8 protein-coding genes and 2 tRNA genes are annotated in these 10324 nt (G+C 39.6%); 4 read left to right on the top strand and 6 right to left on the bottom strand.

The features are described from left to right. The coding region (locus tag VGE44_RS01360) for a Mur ligase family protein (protein WP_331075971.1) at window positions 1–656 on the bottom strand (656 nt) is incomplete at its 3' end. Between the two features lie 59 nt (window positions 657–715). Between VGE44_RS01360 and VGE44_RS01355 the strand changes: the two genes are divergently transcribed. The 3 genes from VGE44_RS01355 (at window position 716) to VGE44_RS01345 (ending at window position 2580) form a co-directional block, all read left to right on the top strand. Beyond that, entirely contained in the window at window positions 716–1195 is a 480-nt protein-coding gene (locus VGE44_RS01355) for a regulatory protein RecX (RefSeq protein WP_331075970.1), read from the top strand. 1002 nt (window positions 1196–2197) lie between these two features. After that, window positions 2198–2273, top strand: a tRNA-Gly gene (locus VGE44_RS01350). A gap of 221 nt (window positions 2274–2494) precedes the next feature. After that, window positions 2495–2580 (top strand) — tRNA-Leu (locus VGE44_RS01345). Window positions 2581–3048: 468 nt separating this feature from the next. Here VGE44_RS01345 and VGE44_RS01340 read toward each other — a convergent pair. The 5 genes from VGE44_RS01340 to VGE44_RS01320 form a co-directional block, all read right to left on the bottom strand. Then, the gene (locus VGE44_RS01340) at window positions 3049–3801 is read right to left on the bottom strand and encodes a LytTR family DNA-binding domain-containing protein (protein WP_331075969.1); all 753 of its coding nucleotides are present in this window, start codon (window positions 3799–3801) and stop codon (window positions 3049–3051) included. Window positions 3802–3804: 3 nt separating this feature from the next. Next, on the bottom strand, window positions 3805–5403 hold the full coding sequence (locus tag VGE44_RS01335) for a sensor histidine kinase (protein WP_331075968.1): 1599 nt from the start codon (window positions 5401–5403) through the stop codon (window positions 3805–3807). Between the two features lie 575 nt (window positions 5404–5978). Further along, on the bottom strand, window positions 5979–8360 hold the full coding sequence (locus VGE44_RS01330; RefSeq protein ID WP_331075967.1) for an ABC transporter permease: 2382 nt from the start codon (window positions 8358–8360) through the stop codon (window positions 5979–5981). Between the two features lie 167 nt (window positions 8361–8527). Continuing rightward, a complete protein-coding gene (locus VGE44_RS01325; RefSeq protein WP_331075966.1) occupies window positions 8528–8770 on the bottom strand; it encodes a hypothetical protein in 243 nt (80 codons plus the stop codon). Further along, window positions 8767–8955, bottom strand: coding sequence for a hypothetical protein (locus VGE44_RS01320; RefSeq protein WP_331075965.1), 189 nt, complete (start codon window positions 8953–8955; stop codon window positions 8767–8769). Before VGE44_RS01320 ends, VGE44_RS01325 begins: the two co-directional genes overlap by 4 nt. A gap of 499 nt (window positions 8956–9454) precedes the next feature. Between VGE44_RS01320 and VGE44_RS01315 the strand changes: the two genes are divergently transcribed. Continuing rightward, on the top strand, window positions 9455–10324 hold an 870-nt coding region (locus VGE44_RS01315), incomplete at its 3' end, for an alpha/beta hydrolase family protein (protein ID WP_331075964.1).

The raw sequence follows: 10324 nt of genomic DNA, 5'->3' as shown, positions 1-10324 counted from the left end.
ACTCCCTCAAACAGCTTCAGCTTTTCCCTGATCTTATCATTCAGGCTTTCAAAACCTGCACTATGGGCCTCGCCGATATTAGTGAGTATTCCTATCGTAGGACGAATTATCCTGGCCAGATTCTCCATCTCGCCCGCTTTGGATACTCCGGCTTCAAAGATCGCCAGATCATTCTCCTCATTCATTTCCCATACCGAGACGGGCACACCAATCTGTGAATTATAACTTTTAGGGCTCCTGACAATATTGCTTTCGGGAACCAGAAGCTGATAGAGCCATTCTTTAACAATGGTTTTACCATTGCTGCCGGTGATACCGATGACAGGATAATTGAATTTTGAACGATGAGCTGCTGCCAGATCCTGCAAAGCCATTAGCGTATCGCTAACCCTGTAAAAATTAGCATCAGGATAAGCTTCGGTATCAAATCCGGAATCAGAAATTACAAAACTCCTTACTCCGGCATCATAAACGGCAGCAATAAAGCTATGTCCGTCCCTCCTCGCTTTCAGCGCAAAAAAGAGCGCATGATTGATATCGCTAAGCTTCCTGCTATCGCTAAGTATGGTCCTGATCAAAATATCCTTATTCTGAATAAAAGACTCCGCTTTGAGGATACCTGTGAGATCTTCTGTTGAATATAGGATATGGTTCATTCTGCTAATTTCAATAAATTTTAAAGATTCCTCTTAAATATTTGCGATATTTCAGTGCTTTGAAAAACGAGAACAATAAGCCTAAAATATTCAGCAGAGAACAGGCCAAACTGAAAGCTGAAAGCTATTGCGCCTACCAGGAAAGGTCGCAGTATGAGGTTAGAAACAAGCTTTTTGAATGGGGCTTGCATCAGAAAGATGTAGAGGAAATCATTTCTGAGCTTATTGATCAGAATTTTCTAAATGAAGAGCGTTTTACAATAGCGTATACCCTCGGGAAATTCAGGATCAAGGGCTGGGGCAAATTGAAGATTAAGCAGGGTTTAAAATTGAAGGGAGTTCCTGATAAAATGATTGCTAAATCACTTAATGCGATTGACATGGAGGATTATCTTTCAAAGCTGGAACAGCTACTGGAGAAAAAATCGAAAACAATAACAGAGAAAGATCCTTTTAAACGCAGGTATCTTCTAAGCCGCTATGCTGCAGGCAAAGGTTATGAGAGTGAGCTTATCTCTGAACTGCTGATTAGGGAATAGGTAATAATTTGAGTAGAACAGGAGATTTTGAAAGCAGGCCTTTAAAGACTTTACTTAGTGTAAAAAACACTCGTTTTTTATTTAAATATTTATGTAGCGCCCGGCCAGGATGGTTTTCCGAACATAAAGCTTTTAGGACTGAAAACCGGAAGAAATCCCGGAATTGTTCATGCAGATTAAACAACGTTTTTATACTAAATCATGAAATAGTACAAAAAAGGGGATTTGATGGGCCCTTCTTCACCTCTTGTTGGGCTAAAACTACATTTTTGACCCATTCTGCCCAATAATAGCCCAACAAAGACCCTTTAAGAACCCTTTCAGGCCCCGGGATGGCTCAACCGGAGCCAAAAAATGTATTTAGTCCAAATTATATGAATAAACAACAGTATAATTTTCTAATATCAAACAAAATCAGCCCTTCTGATAGAACTTTTCCGGCATAGTGGACAATTATACTTCAGCACTCATAAACCCCTTAAATTTAAGCTTATTGTTGTCCGGATTTTCATTGCAGACTTATATGCGAATTCTCCCGGTAGATTTTTATCAGTTTTAGCCTTAACAAATCAACAGAACAATGCTAGTTCCTATACTGCTTAATTGAGGTATTAAATATGACTTAGTGTAATTTTAGGTAATAGACAGGATTAACAGATGGTTTTTAAAATAACAATACTAAGCTGTGACGTCCTGATCTGGTGAATCCTGAATTTTCTCTTGTTGTAGATAGAAATGAGGAGGATCAATAAGTTCCGAATTAAATTACCCGGCTAGCTGAATCCAAGCTACTATATTTCTGGCACCAAAAATAGAATTGATCTTACTGACTGTACTCCCTGGACACATCCTGCGCCTGATGCCCCCCTTCATTTTGAAGCATTTTCAATTTTCCAGTCCCGACAGAATACTGATTAACAATAGTTTAGGAATATAAGTTCAAAAAAAATAAAAAATACTTGTCAAAATTGCTTTTCTGCCTATATTTGCACTCACCAAAACGCGAAAGTAGCTCAGTTGGTAGAGCACGACCTTGCCAAGGTCGGGGTCGCGAGTTCGAATCTCGTCTTTCGCTCCAATATGAAACTCCCTCCTAACAGAGGGAATTTTTGTTTGAAATAGTAAATAACCATCTGCTCGGATGGTGGATCCCGATTGCTATCGGGAGGTAGACACGAGAACGGTTGCGATTACCGGAATATAAAATCGAATAACCATCTGCTCGGATGGTGGTCCCGATAGCTATCGGGATGGTAGACCCTCCAATTTTGGATTGTTAGAGCAAATTGAATACTCCACGCTCGGATGGTGGAACTGGTAGACACGCAGGACTTAAAATCCTGTTCGCCCTAAAGCGAGTGCGGGTTCGATTCCCGCTCCGAGTACAAAAAGCCTGGTATGAAAATATCAGGCTTTTGTGTTTTATATTGTTTTACAATTTTGATAATGAAATTTGGTGAATCGCCCTAAAGCGAGTGTGGGTTCGTCCCGATAACTATCGGGACCCGCTCCGAGTACAAAAGCTCTTTGGAAACAAAGGGCTTTTGTTGTTTTATATGTTTTTGCATTTTATACAATCGCAAAAGCGAGTGTGGGTTCGTCCCGCTATCGGGACCCGCTCCGAGTACAACCCTCTTTACATTACGTAGAGAGGGTTTTTTATTTTTCGTCTATTCTAATTAGCCGTTTATTACTCCATTAAAGCATTTTTCAGGTTCGATACTCCCATCGCCACATGGTTTAATATTATTATCTCTCTGCAAATTCGTTTTGGTTATTGCTGGATTTTGTAGCCTTCCCATTTTTGGGGATTCGTTCTCCATTTTGATACCACTCCAATGTAGCGTATAAGCTTAAAGCAAAGACTGATTTAATGTGTTCTGCACAACTACTTTATTAGGCCGTGAAACCGGAATTTTATCTCCATTAGTTAACAAAAGAATCCCCCCGTCTTCTTTTATCCAGCTTTTTACAAAAATTTTGTTAACCAGATGGCTTTGATGAGTTCGCAAAAAACCTAAAGGTTTTAACAGGTCTGTATATTCCTTTATAGATCTGGACACCAGGATCCGGTCGTGATTAACCAAGTAGAAAAAAGTATAAGAATTGTCAGCTTCACAGCGTATTATCTCATTTACTGATACATAACGTATTTCATGCAATTGCGGAAGAGCAATTTTTGTGGGCGACATTTCACCATTTTGGATGTGATTAAGGAGAAAATTTAATTGCTGATTTTTCTCTTTGGCTATTAGTTTTTCTTTTGCTTTATTTACTGCAAGCACCAGCTCTTGTATACTTATGGGCTTTAGGAGATAATCAAGTGCAGCAAATTTTATGGCTTCTATTCCATATTTATCGAAAGCGGTGACGAAAATTACTTCGAAATTTTTATTGGGGATCAGCCTTAAAAGATCAAATCCTGAACGATCACCCATTTGAATATCCAGGAAAAGGATATCAGGTTGATGTGCGTTAATTAGATCTATGGCTAGATCGATATCAATGGCAGAGGCGATCACATTTATATGCGAGCAATACTTATTGAGTAAGGCTGCCAGGTTTTCATTATTGGAATATTCGTCGTCAACTAATAATGCCTTCATAAATTACAGCCAGTGAGTTAAAGTAATTTTAACCTGTGTGTTTGAGTTTCCGGAACTTAATTCCAGTTTAACAGGGCATTCAATATACACCTGGTTTAATAAAGCTATCCTTTTTTTACTCAGCTTTAAGCCCAAGCCATCGTAATTCTTCGAGACATCGAAGCCTCTACCGTTATCGGCCACTGTTACTATGATGTTATCCCCTTCTTTTATAAATCTAATTAGCAGATTACCCTCATCTTTTAATTTTGACATTGCATGTTTAACGGCATTTTCTGCAAAGGGCTGGACAAGCATCGCGGGAATTTCGGTGTTAGAAAAATTTAGGCTGTCATCCGCATGTATTTCGTAGTTGAATGAAAAACGCAACTGCTCCATCGATAAGTAATCTTCCAGCAAGCTGATCTCCTCTTTAATACTGATCAAATCCTGATCAATTAAAATATTCCGTGTTAATCTTGCAAATTTATCGAGATATTCATTTGCCTTTTCGACTTCATTTTTATTTATCAGGTTCTGAATTCCTCCTAAAGCATTGAACACAAAATGAGGATTTAATTGAGAACGCACAATGTTTAATTGGCTTTTGGCAGCATCGGCTTGCTGTTTCGCTGCTATTACCTTTTTCGTGCTCTTTTTCCGAATAAAATTAATAAGGACTGCTGATACGACGGTTATGAGTGCCAGAAAAGTCAGTGAGATCAGCAACAACTCTCTTGTAGAGAGGGATGTCAAAACTTTGAAAGAAACCCTGGCGGGTTTTGTCTTAAGAAATTGAGAACCATAAATAGAGCTTAAAAAGATATCGTACTCCCCAGGCCTTTTAAAATAGCTTACATCAATGAAATATCCGGGATCTCCTGTTCGGGAATTGTATCTCCAATTTGCGGGTAGACTTGTGATCTCGCTCCCGGAATGTTTTAAGGAGACATTATAGGCAAAATCCAGGTCGGTTCTTTTCATTAAAATAAATATCCCCTTGGTTTTTTCATTGATCCTGAATTTTGTCCCATTTTTTAAAAGAAGAATATCACCCCGGTAATTAGTCGGTGTGGAAGATTCACTTTCAGTGAACAGATGTGCTTCCAGTATCTCAGCCGGCTTTACGGTCTTATTATAAATGATGACGGTAGTGACCTGGCTTTCATTGGTGGATTTGTAAATTTTGATTGTCAGCTTTTTGTTCGTTATATCGGCAACACCTACATTCATCGTTAAATAGCCGGGAAAATCACTTCTGGCCGGCCAAACGAAATCGACTTTCGTTAATAAGGCATTTGATACCAGAACGGCAGTATCATTTTCTATGATCGAATAGCGGTAATAGCTAAGGCTGTCTTTCTTTAGCCGGGTAGTGACTGAAACGCTGGTGGCGCCTTCCAGAAAAACTATGGATCCCAGCGAATCATTTGGTATCCCATTGAAAGGCCTCAGGGAAGTGGTAAGTTTATCTGCCACCAAAAAGATGGGAATTTTAGACCGGGGAGAGCTTATGCGATAATTCATCGGATTCCCATACTCATCAAGAACCCGATGTTTAAACTGGGCCGGGCAAAACGTTGAAAGAATGCAAAAGAAAAGAAGGCTTATTAAAAGTTTCATGTTTATGGATTTAATTTACTTAAACCTCCGGTAAATATCCATTTTAAAAAACATAGAAATTGTATACAGCCAACTCAGGCTAATATACTGGCAAATTAAGCCTGAATTAGGCTAATCATAAAACTTAAACCTTTTCATAATGATTACCCTTTTCATTAAGTACTTTTAAAAACGTTTAGATATTCTTCCTGCCACCTTTTCATAGAATGCCTCTTCAAGCCATTAAATGCAATAAAATTCCCAAATCTCGAATATAATGCTTGGAAATCTGTATCGTTAAACGTACAGTAGCTCTTTGGAAACAAAGGGCTTTTGTTATTTATACGTTTTTGCATTTCCTAAAACGCAATTAATATGGTGGGTCCCAATAGCTATCGGGAGGTAGACACATACCGAATTAATTTGGGATTCACACTTAAGCTAGTGCCCCGAATCTTCGGGGCTCCTAATACCCCTCCCCCTTTATGGCTCGTGTAAGGGGCTTGTAAATGTTGTCTGATTCGTATTGTATCTTATTTAGATTAAAACGCCACGGTTTCTACATAAGATCACATCACATACTTATCTTATCATGATTACTGCGGTCTCAAGCTCTTTATCGGATTTGCAATAGCCGCCTTAACAGTCTGGAAACTCACTGTTAACAAAGTAACAAAAGTAGAGCCGACTATAGCAATTATAAAAACACTAATCGGGATTTCAGTACGATATTCATACTTCTGCAACCAATCATGAAGAAAATAAAACGAGATGGGAATAGCTATCAAACAGGAAATTAGTATCAGTGCCAGGAAATCTTTTGACAGGAGTCCCCAAAGATTGAATACTGTCGCTCCTAAAACTTTTCGCACCCCAATCTCTTTAATTCGTTGTTCAGCTACAAACGACGCAAGTCCGAATAAACCGAGACAGGATATAAAAATTGCAAGGATTGTAAACGATGTTGCAAGGTTTCCGATCCGCTGTTCTTCTGAGAATTTCTTGGCATACTCTTCATCATTAAATGTGTAGTTAAATGGTTCGCCCGGGCTAAATTTCTCAAATACTGTTTGTATTTTATTCAATGCGCTTTGAAGAGGTACTCCCTGTTTTATGCTTACCATGATCCTGTTCGCCGAGGCTTCATCATTGAAAAATACAGTCGGCCTAACCGGGGTGTAGGGGGATTCCATTAACATATCTTTGATAACACCAATAACTGCATAATTCTTGCCGCGATATTCAATGCTTTGCCCTATTATATTTTCTAGTCCGATCTGTTTGACTGCAGACTCATTAATGACGATAGCTGAGCTATCTGTTGCAAATTCCCTGGAGAAATCACGGCCTTCTTTAATTTGCCAGCCAATTGTGTTGCCAAAATCTGTTGTTACAGCTATAGTTCCAAAACCGGCAACAGTGTTAGGGTCTTTCCCCGGCCAGCTGAAGCCTATATTATTTGAAGATACTGCTGTTGTCGCACTATTTGATTCCGCCATATTGTTAACAAGCCCTGTTGCCAACAGATCGCTACGGATCGCATCATAGTGTCCGCGAAGATCAGGCGTCAGCATCCGTATCGTAATAAGGCCTTCGTTTTTATAATTTATTGGCCTGTTCTTAGCAAATTGGATTTGCTTAAATACAATAATAGTCCCAATGATAAGGGAAACCGAAAAGGTAAATTGTATGACTACCAGCACTTTCCGTGGTAATGAAGCAAAACGCCCAACTTTGAATGTGCCTTTCAAAACTTTGACAGGTTCAAAGTTTGAAAGATACAGTGCCGGGTAACTACCTGCAATCAGACCTGTAAACAAGGTAAATATCAAAGCTACCAACCAAAACAAAGCGTTTGTCCAGGGTAATTGTATACTTTTGTCTGCCAGCTGATTAAACGAGGGCAAAGCCAGAAAAACCAGCCCAATTGATATAACAAAAGCGATCAGGGCGACAGTTGCCGATTCGCTCAGAAACTGGCCAATCAATTGACTTTTCAGAGAGCCAACCGTTTTTCGTATTCCCACCTCTTTGGCACGCTTTTCACTGCGTGCGGTTGAAAGATTCATGAAATTAATACAAGCAAGTAACAGGATAAATACCCCAATAACGGCGAATAAACGAACAAATTCGATACGGCCACCAGACGGAATACCGTTCTCAAATTCACTGTACAAATGCCATTGATCCATCGGATAGAGCAGCAATTCCTCTTTTCCTTCGGTCGCATTTTTATGCTGCATTGGGATACTTTTGATCTTTTCGGAAACTGCGTGAAAATCTTCCTCATTGTTTAACTGTACGTAAGCCTGAAAGGAATGGTTATTCCACTGGGTTTGTGCTTCCTTAAGCCAACTTTCAGTCGCTAAATACTTCTTCCATGGCATCAAAAATTCAGTGCTGTAGAACGTCGTATTCCTCGGGAGATCTTCAAAAACACCGGCTATTTTAAAGTCGTTTTGATTGTCAAACCTTGCTGTTTTATTGAGCGGGTCTACATCCCCAAACAAATTTTTTGCCAGCGTAGCGCTTATTAAAACAGATGTTGGATCTGCAAGTGCATTAATGTTTCCACTTGTCATTTTCATCGATAGCATTGAAGGAAAGCTCTCCTCAACCCACATACCCTTCCCGGTAATCTTTTTATCAGCCAAGGCAACAATATGATCGCTGTTGCGCGTCGCCATGGACACTTGTTTAAAATCACCCGCGTATTTCATTCTCAACTCATCACCCAGGGGTAAAGCAACAGATGGCCCTGTCCACGCCTCATTTTTGTCATCAAAAGAGGTAGACATAATTTGCGCCAGTTGCTTATGGTTACTATGGTAGTTGTCAAAGGTCACCTCGTCCAAGATCCATAGTGAGATGAGGATACTTACCGCCATGCCAACAGCCAGCCCCCCGATATTGATAGCGGAAGAGCTCTTGTTCTTGATGATACCCCTCCAGGCAATCTTAAAATAATTCTCAATCATATCCTATGTTATAGAAGTTACAGCTTTATAAAGCCAGCAATTTCATGCCGTATTTTTTCTTGCCTTATAATCAATGAGTTAGTAAATTACCAATATTATTCTTTGTTCGTAACCGGACAGTAAGTGTTCGTATCTGACGGAGATGAGGTATGTTTCTCCTGATTTATTTAAATCACTTCTTCCTCAAACTTGGCAACCTGATTGATAATAATTTTGTCTTGCCCGCCAACGATAGTACCGGTTACAGTAATCACACCATCTTTTCCCTCCATCACGTTTGTCATATCCATTTTGTCGCCCAGTTCATTTATATGTACTCCTTTTATGACAGTCCTCCCTGTCTTAAATGGAACCAACCACTCACATTCCATCGAAATCACTTCCGCAGTAGCTACAATTCCCCCGTTCACTTCAACATTAATTGCTTTTGACCAATATGAAAAATGAAGGTTTCTTTGACATCACTGGTTACATTACCATTTGCGTCCTTACGTTTGGTGCTTGAAGTAGTAATCTTTATGTTCTTATCACACTGTGCCTGAGCCATTGTTACACTTAGAAGGACGATTGCAATTAACAATGAGAATACTTTCATTTCTTTTTAATTTTAGTAAATAATAATTTCTATGCTTAAAGGTAAATTCATGCCAATCTTTTAAATAATTGATTTTCAATTTATTATAAAAAAATAGAATTGCTCATTGTTCATATTCGTACACTTGGTGTGCGCACAGGCACAGAGTAGAAACCAACATGTTGCCTCGAACAAAGATTAAAACGTTTGGATATCATTTCGGTCGCCTTATTAAAAAAATTCCAATAACGCTATTATTGTGGTGGATCCCGATTATTATCGGAAGGTTGACACACAGGACTTAAAATCCTGTTCGCACTAAAGCGAGTGCGAGTGGGTCCCGATTGCTATCGGGACCCACTCCGAGTACAAAAGCCCATTGTTTCCAAAGGGCTTTTGTAGTTTATTTATATTTATTCATTTCATCACATTTTCCCCCCATCCCATCACATTTATTTTCAGCAGGTTTACAATCGGCTTAATATTGATCCATCATTCAAACCTGATCATTAAATAAAATATGAAGCCTTTTTTATTCCTTCTTCTCTGCTGCATTAATTATCATTCTTTCGGACAAAGCAAAACTGAAACTAATTACCCGCCCTTCCTCACGATAAAAGATGTTACCTTCAAAAGTGCCGGAATCACACTGGAAGGCACGGTATATAAACCCCGGCATCCTAAGGCCGCGCTGGTTCTGGTGCATGGCTCCGGACAGGAAACAAGGATGCTCAGGATGGCTTCAATTTTAGCCGAAAAGGGCATTGCGGTATTAACTTATGACAAACGCGGAGTTGGGAAATCAGGAGGGAGCTATGCCGGACCTGAAGTCGGCACCAATAACATTGATTCGGCTAATCTCAACCTACTGGCTTTAGATGCAAGCGCAGCCTCTAACACCCTGCTGAGGCATTTACCTGGCAAAGATTTGCCTTTGGGCTTAATGGGTTTTAGTCAGGCTGGCTGGATAATTCCTTTGGCTGCAAAAATCAATCACAAGGCGAATTTTATGGTAATTTTTAGCGGACCAGTTGTTACTACACTTGAGCAACTGCGATTTCAGTTCTATACGAATGGAAATCCCGGGTTCTGGGATACACATACCGAAACTGAGGCAAGAGAACATGTAAGCAATGATCCTGACCGCTATCAATTTACAGCTACTGATCCACAGGATGCCCTCAACAAACTCTCCATTCCGGGACTTTGGATTTTTGGAGGGAAAGACATACAAATTCCGGTAGGCTTATCAATAGAAAGGCTCAATCTGCTTAAAGCCAAAGGTAAACCCTTTGAATACCGCTTATTTCCTGAACTGACACATAATACCGCCTCCTCTAAATCACCTGAAACGATTAATAATGCTATTCAGTGGATTCAAATCACTGCA

Source organism: Daejeonella sp. (genome assembly GCF_036405355.1).
GTDB lineage: Bacteria > Bacteroidota > Bacteroidia > Sphingobacteriales > Sphingobacteriaceae > Daejeonella.
The sequence above is the reverse complement of the archived record's forward strand: the minus strand, read 5'-3'. Positions and strand labels throughout refer to the sequence as shown.